At 65.0% G+C, this 15,586-nt stretch carries 14 protein-coding genes and 1 tRNA gene; 6 read left to right on the forward strand and 9 right to left on the reverse strand.

The genetic code is table 11. The features are described from left to right. Window positions 1-114 precede the first annotated feature (114 nt). From E3T51_RS02720 to E3T51_RS02730, 3 genes are read left to right on the forward strand one after another with little or no spacing between them, the layout of a single operon-like run. Window positions 115-2,364 carry a hypothetical protein gene (locus E3T51_RS02720; protein WP_134527204.1) on the forward strand — a complete coding sequence of 750 codons (2,250 nt, stop codon included), beginning with the start codon at window positions 115-117 and terminating at the stop codon, window positions 2,362-2,364. A gap of 26 nt (window positions 2,365-2,390) precedes the next feature. After that, window positions 2,391-3,317, forward strand: a complete 927-nt coding sequence (locus tag E3T51_RS02725) for a Ppx/GppA phosphatase family protein (RefSeq protein ID WP_134527207.1) — start codon at window positions 2,391-2,393, stop codon at window positions 3,315-3,317. A 37-nt stretch (window positions 3,318-3,354) separates the two neighbouring features. Then, a complete protein-coding gene (locus tag E3T51_RS02730) occupies window positions 3,355-3,906 on the forward strand; it encodes a dihydrofolate reductase family protein (RefSeq protein WP_134527210.1) in 552 nt (183 codons plus the stop codon). A 93-nt stretch (window positions 3,907-3,999) separates the two neighbouring features. Here the strand turns inward: E3T51_RS02730 and E3T51_RS02735 are convergent, their stop codons facing one another. Then, the gene (locus E3T51_RS02735; protein ID WP_104193046.1) at window positions 4,000-4,341 is read right to left on the reverse strand and encodes a DUF3140 domain-containing protein; all 342 of its coding nucleotides are present in this window, start codon (window positions 4,339-4,341) and stop codon (window positions 4,000-4,002) included. A gap of 565 nt (window positions 4,342-4,906) precedes the next feature. Between E3T51_RS02735 and E3T51_RS02740 the strand changes: the two genes are divergently transcribed. Further along, the gene (locus tag E3T51_RS02740; RefSeq protein ID WP_241989137.1) at window positions 4,907-5,278 is read left to right on the forward strand and encodes a GNAT family N-acetyltransferase; all 372 of its coding nucleotides are present in this window, start codon (window positions 4,907-4,909) and stop codon (window positions 5,276-5,278) included. Between the two features lie 392 nt (window positions 5,279-5,670). On the opposite strand, the gene E3T51_RS02745 is transcribed toward E3T51_RS02740, so the two are convergent. The 7 genes from E3T51_RS02745 to hisS form a co-directional block, all read right to left on the reverse strand. Then, window positions 5,671-5,747: transfer RNA gene (locus E3T51_RS02745), tRNA-Leu, on the reverse strand. 74 nt (window positions 5,748-5,821) lie between these two features. Continuing rightward, the gene (locus tag E3T51_RS02750; protein WP_134527213.1) at window positions 5,822-7,303 is read right to left on the reverse strand and encodes an NAD(P)/FAD-dependent oxidoreductase; all 1,482 of its coding nucleotides are present in this window, start codon (window positions 7,301-7,303) and stop codon (window positions 5,822-5,824) included. A gap of 25 nt (window positions 7,304-7,328) precedes the next feature. After that, window positions 7,329-8,657 carry a S8 family serine peptidase gene (locus tag E3T51_RS02755; protein ID WP_134527216.1) on the reverse strand — a complete coding sequence of 443 codons (1,329 nt, stop codon included), beginning with the start codon at window positions 8,655-8,657 and terminating at the stop codon, window positions 7,329-7,331. Next, window positions 8,654-9,196 carry a DUF501 domain-containing protein gene (locus E3T51_RS02760; protein ID WP_134527219.1) on the reverse strand — a complete coding sequence of 181 codons (543 nt, stop codon included), beginning with the start codon at window positions 9,194-9,196 and terminating at the stop codon, window positions 8,654-8,656. The genes E3T51_RS02755 and E3T51_RS02760 overlap by 4 nt, the downstream gene beginning before the upstream one ends. Continuing rightward, window positions 9,193-9,702, reverse strand: coding sequence for an FtsB family cell division protein (locus E3T51_RS02765; RefSeq protein ID WP_134527222.1), 510 nt, complete (start codon window positions 9,700-9,702; stop codon window positions 9,193-9,195). Before E3T51_RS02765 ends, E3T51_RS02760 begins: the two co-directional genes overlap by 4 nt. Before the next feature lie 117 nt (window positions 9,703-9,819). After that, window positions 9,820-11,100 (reverse strand): phosphopyruvate hydratase, encoded by a 1,281-nt coding sequence (gene eno, locus E3T51_RS02770; RefSeq protein ID WP_134527225.1) that lies wholly within the window; start codon window positions 11,098-11,100, stop codon window positions 9,820-9,822. A 134-nt stretch (window positions 11,101-11,234) separates the two neighbouring features. Then, window positions 11,235-12,488 (reverse strand): histidine--tRNA ligase, encoded by a 1,254-nt coding sequence (hisS, locus tag E3T51_RS02775; RefSeq protein WP_134527228.1) that lies wholly within the window; start codon window positions 12,486-12,488, stop codon window positions 11,235-11,237. Window positions 12,489-12,583: 95 nt separating this feature from the next. On the opposite strand from hisS, the gene E3T51_RS02780 reads away from it, so the two are divergent. Both E3T51_RS02780 and E3T51_RS02785 read left to right on the forward strand, forming a co-directional pair. After that, window positions 12,584-13,591 (forward strand): ABC transporter ATP-binding protein, encoded by a 1,008-nt coding sequence (locus E3T51_RS02780; RefSeq protein ID WP_174844553.1) that lies wholly within the window; start codon window positions 12,584-12,586, stop codon window positions 13,589-13,591. Then, on the forward strand, window positions 13,588-14,679 hold the full coding sequence (locus E3T51_RS02785) for an ABC transporter permease (protein WP_174844554.1): 1,092 nt from the start codon (window positions 13,588-13,590) through the stop codon (window positions 14,677-14,679). The genes E3T51_RS02780 and E3T51_RS02785 overlap by 4 nt, the downstream gene beginning before the upstream one ends. 12 nt (window positions 14,680-14,691) lie before the next feature. Here the strand turns inward: E3T51_RS02785 and E3T51_RS02790 are convergent, their stop codons facing one another. Beyond that, window positions 14,692-15,507, reverse strand: coding sequence for a nucleoside triphosphate pyrophosphohydrolase (locus tag E3T51_RS02790; protein WP_134527230.1), 816 nt, complete (start codon window positions 15,505-15,507; stop codon window positions 14,692-14,694). Between the last annotated feature and the right edge of the window lie 79 nt (window positions 15,508-15,586).

Consider the following 15,586-nt stretch of genomic DNA (forward strand, 5'->3'; position numbering starts at 1 on the left):
TTTGGGGCCGGGTGAAGACGCCTCGAAGAATTCCTCTGGTTTGTTACCGTATTCGGGGCGCGGAAGGTTGACTTTCCCCCGGTCTGCCCCTCAAATTGGGTCAGGGGGTGAGTTGTGTTCCAATCGGCTCGTAGCGCAGTCCGGAGCACTTCCGCGCCCCGGCGACACTCCCGCAGCGTCGAGACTCTCGCCGCCCTCGTTCTCGGGTGCGCCCTGGTTCTGACGACACCCGTACTCGCAACGGCGCAGGCCGACGAGACCGCTACGCCGGCCACGGTGCAGCAGGCGACGCCCGACGTGACCCCCTCGACGACCGAGCAACCGAACCCGAACGCGACGACCGACTCCGCGCAGAGCCCTCGGATCGAGAGCCCGGGCAACGGGCAATTCATCAGCAGCAACCGCACCACTGTTTCAGGGTCGAAAGCCGCCGACCAGGAGATTCAGTTGTTGTCGCCACGCGGCGGAGACCCGCTCTGCATCGTCGACGACTTATCGACCTCCTGGAGCTGCCGCAACGTCTACCTGCAGAACGGCCCTAACATCATCCTGCGCGTAGTGGTAACCGGTTTTCCCAGTCTGAGTGACGACATTGCCGTCGCCGTGCTCGGTGCCCCGACGGTGCTCGGCGGCCTGACCGGTGCGGATTCCAACGGCTGGGTGCGCGGAACCGGACACCCTCAGGCCACGGTGACGGCATCCCTGCCAAACGGAGACACCTGCAACAGCACCGCAGATGGTTCCGGCGCTTGGGCCTGCCTGTTCTCCGGCCTCGGCAATGGCAGCCAGGACGTCACGGCGAGCCAGAGTTCGACGTTCAGCAGCCCGTCATCGTCGAACGCGAGCGCGCCGAAGAAAATCTTGTTCGATGTCACCGCGCCGGACGCCCCGGTCGTCACGGCTCCCAGCGCCGGCACGCAGGTTCCGGTCGCCGGTACCCAGTACACCGGAACCGGGGAAACCGGCGCCACCGTCACGGTGTTCGCCGGCGCGTACTCGGTCTGTTCGACCCCAGTGACCGGCGGAACGTGGACCTGCTCGGCCGGAGGCGTGGCCGCCGGGTCGTACTCGGTCAGCGCCGTGCAGAAAGATGACGCTGGCAACGTCGGTCCGGGTAGCGCTCCCCTGTCGGTCAGCTACGTCGCCGAGACAACAGCGTCCCCGACGCCGTCTGAGTCCGCCTCGGCAACGCCACCGGTCACGCCAACCCCGAGCCCGGTGGCCTCGCCGCCAGCGGACGGTTCGGTTGCCGTGCCCGGCGTTCCTCCGGAGCCTTCGCAGCCGTCGCCCAGCCCGGCACCGGATACCAACGCGCCCGGCCCAGAAGCTGCCGAGCCGGAACACCAGGGGGAAGCGGCATCTGCTTTCCCCGGCCGCTGGAATGACCCGACCCGGTTCGCCGCGGCCATCGGTCCCACCGGCAGTGACTCTCCGTTTTCCTGGTTGCAGGCCGGACTGCTAGCCCTCGGCGCGCTGCTTTTGATCGCGGTGCCCCTACGCTTGCTCGCGGGCGCCATCTCCCGCTCCCGCGGCGGTCGGGCGCTGCCGTCACTAGCGGGACGCAACCGAGTGCGTGAAGAATTCGAGGTCGCCCCGACGATAAACCTCAACCGATGGCTGCGCGGCGGTGCCGCTCTGCTGGCCGCCGCGACCTTTGTCATGCTGTCCGGTCCCGTCGTCGACCAGCCCGCCTACCTGCGTCTGCTCGTCGCCGTGATCATCGGGCTGGTTCTGGTCAATGCTGTGGCCATCCTGGTTCCGCTGTGGTGGAGTTCGCGAGTTATGCGCCAGCACGGAACAGTCACTTTTTTGCCGCGTTATCTACTGATCATCGCGGCCGCCGCGATCGCCTCCCGGGTGTTCGACGTGCATCCCGCCCTGCTGTTCGGACTCCTCGGCGGCATCACCCTCTCGGCCACAACGGATGCTTCGGGCCAGGCCGGCGCTCAGCCCACGGGCCCGCAGCGTGGCCAACTCGCCGCGGTACGGGTGGGTGCGCTCGCAGCCTTCGCCGTTCTCGCCTGGTTTTTCGGGTCGTTGCTACCCGGCGCCAGTGATTTCGTCACGTCGCTCACTGCGGAGACCATCAACACGATCGTGCTCGCTGCCATCGGCTCTGCAGTGCTGATTCTGGTGCCCATCGGCCACACGAGCGGTCGCCGTATCCTGGCCTGGTCGCCTCCGCTGTGGACGGGTCTGACCGTTGTCACCTACGGCTTACTGTTCGCGGCGCTCGCCCCCGTGTTTGAACAGCTGGAGAACGACGGCACCGGAACGGCACTCTGGATTGCTGCCTCCACCTTCGCGGCGCTGTGCGTGAGCGCGTGGGCCTGGCAGCGCTTCGTCGCCCCGACACAACGCTAGCTCGCGGCAAGCGGTATCGTACACATGTGCGCCTTGGAGTTCTCGATGTCGGTTCAAATACCGTCCACCTGTTAGTTGTCGACGCGCACGCAGGTGCCCCGCCCGTGCCGATGGCCGCCGACAAGAGCGTCCTGCGTCTCATGCGCTACATCACCCCCGAGGGCGCCATCAACGATGAGGGTGTGGCAGCGGTTCTGAAATCCGTGCAGCACGCAGCGGATGTTGCCCAACAACACAACATCGACGAACTGTTGCCGTTCGCCACCTCGGCCCTGCGTGAGGCGACCAACGGTCCAGAGCTGCTCGACCGGGTAGAACGAGAAACCGGTGTGTCCCTCCAGGTATTGTCGGGCGAGGACGAGGCCCGGCTAACCTTTCTCGCTGTGCGACGCTGGTACGGCTGGTCGGCCGGCAATATTCTTCTCTTCGACATTGGCGGCGGGTCGCTGGAGATCGCCGCCGGCGGCGATGAGTTTCCCGAGGTCGCACTGTCTCTTCCACTCGGCGCCGGGCGCAGCACCGTCGGATTTCTGCACCACGATCCCCCGCTCCCGGAAGAGGTGTCTGCGTTGCGCAAGCACGCGGCATCCGTTTTGCACGATGCCGTCGGAGCGTTCGCACAGCTGCCAGCACCGCACCACATTGTCGGGTCGTCAAAAGCGATTCGTTCGCTGGCCCGCTTGGCCGGCACGACCTCGGACGGCGTCGGAGCCGCCGATCGGCTGCGCCTCGGCCGTACCGAACTCGATGACTGGGTGCCGCGGCTGGCCCGGATCCCAGCCGAAGCCCGCCCGGCGCTGCCCGGCATCACCGCCGATCGCACGTTTCAGATCGTGGCCGGCGGCATTGTGCTCGGCGCGGCGATGGCTGCGTTCGGGGCCGCGGAACTCGAGGTGTCGCCGTGGGCACTGCGCGAGGGAGTTATTCTGCGCTACCTTGACCGTCTGCGCTGATCCGTACTAGCATTCCACCGATCCTGGGAGAACTCTGATGCGAAAACTAACCGCCGGCCTGTTCATGTCTCTCGATGGCGTGGTCGAGTCGCCAAACCTCTGGCAGTTCGACAGCTTTGACGAGGAGCTGGGTGGTGAAATGACCGCCATGATGAGCCGCGTCGACACGGTTCTGCTTGGGCGAGTCGGCTATGAGCAGTGGGCCAGCTACTGGCCCAGCCCCGAGAACGACGACCCGTTCGGAGCATTCATCAATCCGGTGCAGAAATTCGTCGCCTCGCGCACGTTGACTGGTGACCTGGCCTGGCAGAATTCAACGCTCATCACCGGCGACCTCAACGAATTCGTGACGGACCTGAAGAACACAGAGGGCGGCGAGATTTCCCTGGTCGGCGGCATCTCGCTGGTGCGGCAGCTTTTGTTCGCCGGGCTGCTCGACTCGCTCCTCCTCATGACACACCCCGTAGTCGCGGGCGAGGGACGTCATTTGTTCGAGCCGACCGACCCGGTGACTCGGCTAACGCTGCAGTCATCGTCAACGACGAGCAAGGGCAACGCGCTGCTCACCTACGGCCTCCGCACGCACTGATAAGGCGCGTTCCAGCGGTGACAGAAGGGCCGGCGCCCTGACCGACTATCCCACGCCAATAATCGACCGCTGCTTGCTCTTGTAGCCGCAGGGCTACTTCAGCGGATCGTTTCCCCAGTTCATTAACGAGTATCGCCATCGTGAGTGCTCGACATCGGATTCTGGTCCCTGGGCACCATGCCGCTTCACGTAGCCGACCACCTTATGCATGTGTTCGATATCGGACGCGGTCAGATCGGCTTTCTTGGTTCCAAGAATCGTCACGATCCTGCGGCCGGACCGATGCCCGATGGATTCTCCGCTGCCATCATCTTTCTGCCCGACCTCCCGAGATTCGTCGGTGTCGAGCCACGACGTGATCTCACTGGCGGTCATCGTGACCGCCTTTTTCCAGTCATCCCAGACCGCATCGACATCGTTCGCTTTATCTGCCATGAGTCAATCATCGCGGTGATGGTGCACGGCAACAAGGGGCCGTTCAGGCTTAACACTGCACCGTAAACTCACCCCCTACCGCCTGCACGATGGAAACCTGCTCAGCCTCGAATTCGCAACCCAACACGAACGGGTGGGTTGCGGACTCCGCGATCGAACCGTGGTTCATGCGCGGCACCAATAAGCGCCCGGACAACGCGCAAAGAGGCGGCATCATTAGACGGTCAAGAGCGACCTGATCTGCACCGTTGTTCCGATCGAATGTATGCCGCTGGGTACATCGACCGACCGCTGGCCTGATCGGCCCACGGTACTACTCACCTGGGTTCGACTCCTCAGGATCCTTCTCACGACCCTGCCGCTAATCACCTTCAGCGGTGCCGCCCTTATCCAGGGTCGTGTCAATGAGCTTGTCGTGCTTAAAATGCACGTTGCGGCTCATAACATCGTCGATCTCCGGGACCCGGCCCCGAACCGATTCGGGCAAGGCACCTCAAAAGGTTGAATCAAGACACCCCGTGTCATAAGCCGAACCCTCTACGGGAACGGGGCGACGCTTGGGTACGTGCCTACACCGGGATGGAGTTCTCAGGTTGGACGTAAAAAATTTGATAGCTTCGGCTGCGACACGTGGTCGTCCTACGTCGTATCAGCCAGGGACTCGACCGGAGCGCTGGTGGGCCTGGCCCGCGCAATCTCCGATGACGTCACCATCTGTTACCTCCAGGACATCCTCGTCAACCCCCGTCATCAGCGAAACGGCCTCGGCAAAGCTTTGGTCGACAACGTCATCGAGCGCTACGTTCACGTTCGACAAAAGGTACTGCTGACCGATGACGAACCCGGCCAACGAGCATTCTACGAATCCATGGGTTTCGTCGAAGGGCACGACTTCAGCCCAACGCCCTTGCGTGCGTTCGTCCAAATCGGGAGCTAAGAGCAGAAAAGTGAGTCACCATCCAGGAACCTTCTCTACGCCCGTGCCACTGGACCAGCCGACGATGCAGTCGTGGCCAGAAGTCCCGAATAGGAACGGAGGAGGGAGCGGAACGCGCGCAGATACTCTGGGGCGATGATTACAAGCGATTCGGTCTCTATCCGCACGGTCCAAACCTCAGACTCGTCCCAGTGGGCTGAGCTCTATCGGGGCTATCGAGACTTGCCATAGCTGTCCACCTGCACTCTGCAGAACGCATGATCTGGTACGAACGTAGATTTCTAGATTGCGGTGCGACCTGAGCGCACGACATCAATGTGCGTACTATGTGGGCAAACGCGGCGCAGACACCTGTTACGAAGTCAAATGCGCGAGCAGCGTCGACATATGCGTGGTGCCCCCACTGGGACTTGAACCCAGACTGTGACGATTTTAAGTCGTCTGCCTCTGCCAATTGGGCTATGGGGGCATGCCCGAAGACGGGCGGTTACAGCCTAGGTGCTGCCGGGCGATGATCGCGCCCGGCAGCACCTAGCGAGAAACTTACTTCGAAGCGGATGCCTTAGCGGCAGCCTTCTGCGCGACGGGTGCTTGCTTTGCGGGCGCGGCATCCGCTGCAGCAGCCTTAACCGTGGGCTTGCGCGGCGCACGGGGCGCGCGCGGAGCCGTCGGCGCCTTGGCGGCGGGTGCTTCGACCGGTGCCGGCGGCTTGGGACGTGAAGCGAACTCTTCGAACACCGCACGCGGGTTCTCGGTGGCGCTCAACGAGACGATATCGCGACCGAGGACCACGTTGTTGGCCCAGCCCCAGACGACGCGCAGCTTGCGCTCCCAGCTCGGCATGGCCAGTCCGTGGTAGCCGCGGTGGGCGAACCACGCCGGCATGCCGGTGATGGCAAGGTTGCCGCTCTGGAACACGCCGACACCGACGCCGAGACCGGCGACGGCCCCCAGGTTCTTGTGCAGATACTGCACGGGCTTTTCGCCGCGCAGCACTGCAACCAGGTTCTTAGCGAGCAGCTTGCCCTGGCGCACAGCATGCTGGGCGTTGGGTACGCAGTTACCGCCCACACCGCCCCCACTCAGGTCAGGAACGCAGCTCACGTCACCGGCGCCCCAGGCGTCAGCGATGATGTCATCTTCGGTTCCGACCCGCAGGTCAGCGCGAACCCGCAGGCGACCGCGCTCCTCGATGGGCAGGTCGGTGTGACGCACGATTGTGGGGTTGGCCATGACGCCGGCGGTCCAGACAATGAGGTCAGTCTCGAAAGTCTCTCCGGTGGAGAGTTCAATCTTGCCGTCGACCGCGCTGGTCAGCTGGGTGTCGAGGTGAATCTGGGCACCGCGGCTGGCCAGATTGTCGATAACCCACAGGCTCGTCTTCAGCGAAACTTCGGGCATGATGCGGCCCATGGCTTCGATGAGGTGAAAGTTGGTCTCTTCGAAGCTGATCTCCGGGTAGAGCGTGAGCAACGAGGTGGCGAAGGAACGCAGCTCGGCAAATACCTCGATGCCGGCGAAACCGCCACCGACCACGATGAAAGTCAAAAGGCGTTCGCGCTCGGGTCCGGCCGGCAGCGCGGCAGCGAGGTCGAAGTTGGTCAGCACACGGTCGCGAATGGCGACGGCCTCTTCGATGGTCTTGAGGCCGATGGCCTGGTCGGCGACGCCCGGAATGGGGAAGGTACGCGACACCGCACCGGCGGTAACCACGATGATGTCGTACGCGAACTCGTACGGCTCGCCGATCGGCGGCGTGATCGTGGCGGTTTTCTCCGCGTGATTGATATACGAGACCTTGGCGGAGACGACGTTGGTTTTCTTGAGGTGACGACGGTGCGACACGACCGCGTGACGGGGCTCGATGGAGCCGGCAGCGACCTCCGGAAGGAAGGGCTGATACGTCATGTACGGCAGCGGGTCAACAATGGTGACCTCGGCTTCGCCGGATCGCAGCCACTTCTCGAGCTTCCACGCCGTGTAAAAACCGGCGTATCCGCCACCAACAATGAGAATTTTGGGCACGATGAGAAGGCCTCCTACAGGATTATTATTGTGCGAAATCTTTGGGTTTGCGCCGAATTCGCTTGATATGCCGAGTGGCCCCAATGCCTAACAGCGTTACTAGGATACCAAACACCACGAGTACAGCGAGCGGCAGACTGATATAGGTCAATGTCAGTTGGTTCGGCAACCAAGCCGTGAGCACATTTTGAGCGGGTAGAGCGGGGTCCTTGTCCGCGGCTGCCGGAGCCTCAACGACCGGAACTTCGGTGGGAACCACCTCGATCTCGGCACGACGGTGCAATGTGATCCACTCGGTCAGGAGCGCGCTCGGGGTGGGCCCGGTCGCCGGAGCGACATAGCGGGTCACCGCAGCGGCGGCATCGATCAGGCCATTGCCGTAGATCGGACTCGGCACAGACTGCCCGTTGGCGTTCGCGGTCGCGATGACCCGGTTCATGACGCCCGCCGCATCGAGATCTGGATAGGCTGCTCGCACGAGGGCGACCAGCCCGGACACGATCGGCGCAGCCGCACTGGTTCCGTCCCACTGAACGTAGCTGGAATCGGGCATGACGCCGACCAGCTTCTCGCTCGGTGCGGCGATGGCGATGGTGATGCCCTGCGAGGACGCATCGAAGCTCGCCGTCTTGTTGCGGTCGACACCCGCCACCGTCAGCACGCCGGGGATCGTCGCGGGAGCACCGACCTCGGTGGTGCCACTCCCCCGGTTTCCGGCCGCAGCCACCACGACAACATCATTGTCAAAGGCGTAAAGAAAGGCCTCATCCCAGCTCTCCGGCCAATACAGCGTGTTCCGGGTGAGCGACATGTTGATGACGTCGGCGCCGTTGTCAACAGCCCAGCGGATGCCCTGCGCGATCTGGTCATCGTTGCTGACTGCGGAACGGGTGCTGCCGAACCCCACCGACACCGCCAGAATGGATGCTTCCGGCGCGACTCCGATAAGGCCCGTGCCGTCACCGGTGCCGCGACCGGCCAGCAGCGAAGCCACCAGTGTGCCGTGCTCGCCGTCATCGTCGTCACCGGCGACCGGAGTCTGGCCGTTTGGGGAGCCGAGGCCGGAGACATCCGTTCCCCCGGTCACAACGCCGTTCAGCTCGGGGACGCTGCCGTTGACCCCGGAGTCGATAACGGCGACGGTGACGCCCGCGCCGCGCGTGGTATTCCAGGCTTCGGTAAACCCGTAGTCGTTGAGCCAGTACTGCAGGTCACGAATCTGGTCAGCATGGGCGGCGGATGCGTCGAGCACGACGGAACCCGCGACGGTGCCTCCGAAGAGCGCTGCGGTGAGGGCGACCGCGAGGCCCGCGCTGACCCGACGCCGAGTAACCCGTTGCGGAGTCGGAGTCACTCCGGAACCGTCCCGGCGGTGGCGGCCGTGGCCGAGTAGTCCAGGCAGACACAGATCGTTGGCGACCAGTCCGCACGCGCCAGCGCGAGGTCACCGATCGGATTAACGCCGGGCCCGGCGGCCAGGGAGTGCGCGGCGAGGGCATGCAGGCATTTGACTCGACTCGGCATGCCGCCTGAGGAGATCCCGGCGATCTCCGGCACGGTTCCGAGCTGCTCGCGGTCGAACAGAAAACTCTCGTGAGCGGCTTGATAGGCGGCGCGCACCTCGTCATCGTCGGCGAGCAGGTCGTTGTATTCGTTCATTACCTGGGTAGCTTCGAGCGACGAGATCGCGGCCGTCGCGGCCGGGTGGCAGAGGTAGTACAGGGTGGGGAACGGCGTACCGTCGGCCAGCCGGGGAGCGGTAGCGACCACGGTCGGCGCGCCACAGACACAGCGAGCGGCGATGCCGACGACGTTGCGGGCCGGGCGGCCGAGCTGGGCCGAAACGAGGTCGATGTCGGCCGGAGTGAACGGATCGAACGGCGGCCGGGTCACGGAGCCACCGGTGCGGGGGCATCCGTGGCTGGTGCTGCTGCTTGCGGAGCGAGGCCGGCAGTCATGGTGGAGGCGAACAAGGAACCAAGCCAATCAATTGTGGTGCTTTGAATATCGGTACTGACCGGACTCGCCTCCGCTTCGCGCGGAGCGACGACCGGCAGGTCGTTGATGACGAGAAAACTGATGTCACCCGGCAACACGTACGACAACCGCTCGCGTGCCTGCGTCGTGACGTAGGTGCGGTCGTTCCAGCGTTCCCGTTGGCTGGTGAGCTGGTCGACCTCGGCCTTCTGGTCGGCGACAGCGGCACTGAGCTGGCTGATCTGCTGCCGCTGCTCGGCGTAGGTGCGCAGGCTCGGCGCGAGGACCACGACGGCGAGGATCAGCACGACCATCATCACGAGCGAGAATCCGGAGAAGCGGATGCTGCGCAGCCACCCGCCCGCGGGCGTTTCGGTCTCTGAGACGACGGGTTGCCGTGGGGCCGGTCGTTTCTGATCCATGGCAACTCCTTTCGCTGGCGCTGAACCTGCTGGTGAAAATGGTACCAAGCGAAAGCTGTGGGCCCCCGACCAGCCAAAAAACGGTGGTCGGGAGCCCGTGGCTGCTGTCGGGCCTTGCTACGCGGTGAAGCGGGGGAACGCGGAGCGGCCTGCGTACACAGCGGCCTCGCCGAGTTCTTCCTCAATGCGCAGCAGCTGGTTGTACTTGGCGACGCGCTCGCTGCGTGCGGGGGCGCCGGTCTTGATCTGGCCCGCATCCGTTGCGACGGCGAGATCGGCGATGAAGGTGTCCTCGGTCTCGCCTGAGCGGTGCGAGATGATCGCGGTGTAGCCGGCGCGCTGGGCGAGCGAGACGGCATCCATTGTCTCGGTCAGGGTACCGATCTGATTGACCTTGACCAGGATGGAGTTCGCGGCCTTGAGCGCAAGGCCCTTGGCCAGGCGCACGGGGTTGGTCACGAACAGGTCGTCTCCAACGATCTGTACCTTGTCGCCGAGTGACGCGGTGAGGTGAACGTAGCCGTCCCAGTCGTCTTCCTCGAGCGGGTCTTCGAGGGAGACGAGCGGGTAGTCGGTGACGAGCTCGGCGTAGTAGGCGCTCATTTCTTCGGCCGAGAACTTCTTGCCCTCGAAGTTGTAGCTGCCGTCCTTGAAGAATTCGCTTGCGGCGACGTCGAGGGCGAGGGCGATGTCCTTGCCGGGAACGTAACCGGCGATCTTGATGGCTTCGACGATGAGGTCGAGCGCGGCCCGGTTGCTTGGCAGGTTGGGGGCGAAGCCGCCCTCGTCGCCGAGGCCGGTGGACAGGCCTTTGGACTGCAGCAGCGCCTTGAGCGAGTGGTAGATTTCAACGCCCCAGCGCAGCGCCTCGCTGAACGACTCAGCACCGAGCGGAACGATCATGAATTCCTGGATGTCGACATCGTTGTCAGCGTGCGAGCCGCCGTTGATGATGTTCATCAGGGGCACCGGCAGGGTGTGGGCATTCGGGCCGCCAAGGTAGCGAAACAACGGCAGGCCGGCTGAGCTGGCTGCAGCCTTGGCCACGGCCAGGCTGACGCCGAGGATGGCGTTGGCGCCGAGGCGCTCCTTGTTATCGGTGCCGTCGGCTTCGATGAGTACGAGGTCGACGATGCGCTGGTCGGTCGCGTCGATGTCTTCGACCGCGGGGCCGAGGTCGTCGATCACTGCTTCGACAGCCTTGAGCACGCCCTTGCCCTGGTAGCGGGCTTTATCGCCGTCGCGCAGCTCATAGGCCTCGAACACCCCGGTGGACGCGCCGGACGGCACTGCGGCGCGGCTGACGGTTCCGTCGCCGAGCAAAACTTCGACCTCGATAGTCGGGTTGCCGCGGGAATCGAGAATTTCGCGTGCGTCTACTGCCTCAATTAGGGCCACAACTGTCTCCTGATTTGTCGGGGGTGAACGTCTGGCTAGACGCCGGGGTACTGGTCGGAATGAAAGTAGGGTGTGCCGGGGGACCGGGCGATTTCAGTCTAACCAAACCTGTCGGCCGATCCGCCGAAGCGGCGTCAGGCGCCGAGCGGTTTAAAGTCGAGGTCGACCGCCGCCTGCGTGTCAACGGTCACGAACGCGAAGCGTCCGTAACCGGCCTCTCCAGCCCGGTCGAGCAGGGCCTTGAGGTTCTTGATGCGGCGTTCCAGGCGCACCCGCAGTCCCCCGGCGACGAGGTCGCGCTTGAGGGCAATGAGAAGAGCCGGATCGGCGTCTTTCTCGTATATGAGTACGACGGCGTGCTGGGCGGATGCGGCATCCGCTTGCAGCAGGTCGACGATGCGTTCAAAGCCGATCGAAAATCCGCAGGCGGGTACGTCGGTGCCGAGGAACCGGCCGATCATTCCGTCGTAACGACCGCCGCCGCCGAGGGAATAAGCCAGGTCAGGATGGGAAATCTCGAAGATGGTTCCCGTGTAGTAGCCCATGCCGCGCACCAGGGTGGGGTCAAACGCGAGGTCGACGCCGGGCAGGGCGACGCGCAGGGCAGTCAGGTCGGCGAACGCCGCCGCGTTGAGCCACTCCGGCGCGCTGTCGCCGAGGGACCAGCCGCCGGTGCCGAGCTCGGTGAGCAGGGCGGCCAGGTCGGGGGCGTCGATGCCGAGGGCGCCGAGCTCGGTGGCAACACCGTCAACACCGATCTTGTCGAGCTTGTCGATTACGATCAATGCCCGCTCGGTCAGGTCTGACGCGACGCCCCAGTGGGCGAGCAGGGCGGAAAGGATTCGGCGGTCGTTGATGCGAATGGAGCAGCCCGTGAGGCCGAGCTGGTCGAGGGTCGAGGCCGTTGCGGTGATCAGTTCGATCTCGGCGAGCGGGCCGGCCTCACCGATGATGTCGATGTCGCACTGCATGAACTGGCGGTAGCGGCCTTTCTGCGGGCGTTCGGCCCGCCAGACCGGAGCAATTTGAATCGAACGGAACACGGCGGGCAACGCGGCCCGGTGGGTGGCGTAGAACCGGGCGAGCGGAACCGTCAGGTCAAAGCGCAGCCCGAGATCGGCCAGGGACAGCAGGTCGTCCTGCTCGGCCGCGGCCGCGACGTCGGCTGCGCTGAGGCCGCGCTTGAGCACCGCGAAGGCGAGCTTCTCATTGTCGCCGCCGAGACCGGAGTGCAGGCGGGCTGAGTCTTCCATGACCGGGGTTTCGATCTCGTCGAAGCCGTGCGCCCGAAAACTCTCGCGGATGATGCCGAGGGAGCGTTCGCGTACGGCCTTGTCGGCGGGGAGGAAATCGCGCATGCCGCGCGGCGGGGTCACTGCAATAGCCATGAGGTAATTCTCTCAGTTGCCGTGGGTGCGATTCACCGCCCGCCCCCGAACGGGAGTGCGCCCTAGACTCGGGGGAAACAAGTGGGGGTGTGTCGATGTCGGCGACGACAGTTTTCGGATCTGGCGGGATCGTACCTAGCGGGATCGCGGTGACCGGGGTCAGCCGATCCTTCGGAAGTGTGCTCGCGCTGCGGGGCGCGACGCTGACCGTTCCGGCCGGGTCGGTCACGGCCCTGATCGGGCCGAACGGCTCGGGCAAGACCACGCTGCTACTCATGCTCGCAACGTTGCTCACCCCCGATACCGGCACCATTCGCATTAACGGTCACGACCCGGTTATCGAGCCGGAACGGGTGCGCGCCGTCATGGGCTGGATGCCGGACACACTCGGTTCCTGGCCGAGCCTGAGCGCCCGAGCAGCCCTGCAGACCACCGGCCGGATGTACCGCATGACCGGCGAGCAGGCCGCCGTGCGCGCCGACGAACTGATCGCGCTGACCGACCTCGGTGACTTCGCCGACCGGCCATCGCGGGTGCTGTCGCGCGGCCAGAAACAACGCCTGAGCCTGGCCAGGGCGCTCGTGCACTCCCCCGGAGTGCTGCTGCTCGACGAGCCGGCCTCCGGCCTCGACCCCGCGGCCCGTGCTTCGCTGCGCCAGCTGCTGCGCCGTCTGGCCGGCGAGGGCGCCGCGATTCTCGTTTCCAGTCACGTTCTCGCCGAACTCGACGAAATGGCCGATGCCGCGGTGTACCTCGCCGACGGGCGCACGGCGAGCCCGGAACAGGTGGCCGCGGCGGGCGCGAGTGCCAGATCCTGGCGCATCCGCTCCCTCGATGAGTCAGCACTGGAACGTGCGCTGGCTACGCCCGGCGTGGTCGGCGCGCTCGTGCAGGTTCTCGGCGTGGACCAGCTCGGCACCCTCGTACAGGTTGAAAATGAAGCCTCCGCCGCCGCTCTACTGCACAACCTGGTCCTGAGCGGAGTGCCGGTGTGCGATTTCGGGCCGGCCGTCGGCAACCTTGAGCACACTTTTCTCGACCTCACGCGGGAGCGACCGGCGCGACATAGTTCTGTCGTCGTCAACCCGGAGGTAGCGCCATGAACGACCATAACCGCCTGTTCCTGACCGGACTCTGGTTGATCGTCACGCTGGAACTGCGCCAGCGGGTGCGCGGCGTCTCCTGGTACGTGCTGCTCGGTGTCTTCATGCTGCTCGTGGGCATCGTCACGTTTCTGCTCTGGCTGGCCACCTCGGCGTGGCTATCCGGCGGCGGCGGGGTGTTCTCGACGATCATTTTCTTTGTGCTGCTGCTGGGAACACTGGTGTCACCGGCGCTGTCGGGCAACGCCATCAACGGCGATCGGGATGCCGGAACCCTCGCCACGACGCAGGTCACGCTCATCAGCACCGGGCAGCTCGTGCTCGGCAAGTTTCTCGCCGCCTGGATCACCGCGCTCGCCTTTCTGGCGGCGGCGCTGCCGTTTCTCATCTTCGCCGTCGTTCTCGGCGAAGTTTCGCTCGGCACGATCAGCGTGTCGGTACTGGTGCTCGCGGCCGAACTGGGCGTGATCGCTGCGGTCGGAGTGGGGTTGTCGGGCATCCTGACCCGGCCGCTGTTTTCGATCGTGCTGACCTATCTGGTCGTTGCGGCGCTGAGCCTCGGCACGCTCATCGCGTTCGCCCTGCTCGGCACCGCCACGCAGCAGCAAGCGACAAGCGTGAACTACCAGGTCGTGGAGTCGACCTACGACGAGCAGACCGGCAAGCAGTCGGATATCGTATGCTCCACCGCGCAGACCTCGACCTACCCCGTGCCGCGCTTCGACTACTTCTGGTGGATTCTTAGCGCGAACCCGTACGTGGTGGTGGCGGATGCCGCGCCCGGCAGCTTCGACGCGGGCGGCCACCCCACCGACCTGTTCGGTCAGATCGCCGTCGGCGTGCGGAGCGCGCAGGCCGCGCCAGAGCTGTATACCGAGTACAACGGCTGCGACGAGGCCGCCAATGGGTACGCTGACCCGCAATCCGGAATCGGTCCAACACAGCAGGAGATCTACGACGGCGCGGTGCCCAGCTGGTTCATCGGCCTGTTCATCCATCTACTGCTGGGCGCCAGCGCCCTCACCTGGGCGTGGCGTCGCACCCGCACCCCCGCGACCCACCTCCCGGCCGGCAGTCGCATCGCCTAGTCCAGCGGGAGGTTAGGACGGCAGGGCGATGATACCGGCGTCGAAGGCATCGTCGGCGGGGCGCTCGGCGCCGCGAATCTCAGACTGCAGATCGCGCACGGCGGTTCGCAGCGCTCGTTCGGCGTCGAGGCCCTGCGCCCGGGCGGATGCCACGATGGCCAGTAACAAGGGTCCGAGATCAGCCTCGGACTCGATCGGAAGCGGGAAACCGGCATCCGCTTCGAGCAGGCCGATCTTCTCGGCCCGGCCCAGCACCTTATCGGCCAGGGCGAGTGCCGGCATGCCTGCCGGAATGCCGTCGAGCACGCTCGTGCGGCCCGGCTTCTCCTCGGCTTTGAAACCGTCCCAGGCGGCAGCGACCTCCTCGGCAGTGTGCAGGGTGACATCGCCGAAGACGTGCGGGTGGCGCCCGATCATTTTCTCGGTCAGGCGAGCTGCAACATCTTGAATATCGAAGTCCTCATCCGGGGTATGGGCAGCCAGGTCGGCGTGAAAGAGCACCTGGTAGAGCACGTCACCCAGCTCTTCGAGCAGGTCGTCCCGGCTGCCGTCTTCGATCGCCTCGATCAGTTCGTGGGTCTCCTCGACCAGGTGGCGCACGAGTGAGGTGTGGGTCTGGTCGGCGTCCCATGGGCATCCGCCCGGCGCGCGCAGCCGCGCGACGGTGGCGATGAGGGTGTCGAGGGGTGTTGCAGACTGCGGTGCTGCGGCCGGCCAAACAGCGGATTCCGGATCCGCGACGTCTGCCGCCCGCGGCGCTGGCGGTGCCGAGTTCGTTTCCGGCAGCGAGGCTGCGGCACGGGCTGATGAAAACAACGGATCTGTCATGGTTGTACGCTCCTCGATCGGTTCCATCGTAAACGGCCTCCTTGGGGCGGTCAGCTGCCTCGTGTATTCTGGACGTAGG

This window comes from Cryobacterium serini (assembly GCF_004404025.1).
In the GTDB taxonomy this organism is placed as follows: Bacteria; Actinomycetota; Actinomycetes; order Actinomycetales; family Microbacteriaceae; genus Cryobacterium; species Cryobacterium serini.

What these genes read in the sequence shown, in the direction of transcription:
- E3T51_RS02730 (WP_134527210.1), top strand. Translation starts at nt 3,355, where the DNA reads ATGCGAAAACTAACCGCCGGCCTGTTCATGTCTCTCGATGGCGTGGTC.
- E3T51_RS02735 (WP_104193046.1), bottom strand. Translation starts at nt 4,341, where the DNA reads ATGGCAGATAAAGCGAACGATGTCGATGCGGTCTGGGATGACTGGAAA.
- E3T51_RS02765 (WP_134527222.1), bottom strand. Translation starts at nt 9,702, where the DNA reads ATGGATCAGAAACGACCGGCCCCACGGCAACCCGTCGTCTCAGAGACC.
- hisS (WP_134527228.1), bottom strand. Translation starts at nt 12,488, where the DNA reads ATGGCTATTGCAGTGACCCCGCCGCGCGGCATGCGCGATTTCCTCCCC.
- E3T51_RS02780 (WP_174844553.1), top strand. Translation starts at nt 12,584, where the DNA reads ATGTCGGCGACGACAGTTTTCGGATCTGGCGGGATCGTACCTAGCGGG.
- E3T51_RS02785 (WP_174844554.1), top strand. Translation starts at nt 13,588, where the DNA reads ATGAACGACCATAACCGCCTGTTCCTGACCGGACTCTGGTTGATCGTC.
- E3T51_RS02790 (WP_134527230.1), bottom strand. Translation starts at nt 15,507, where the DNA reads ATGACAGATCCGTTGTTTTCATCAGCCCGTGCCGCAGCCTCGCTGCCG.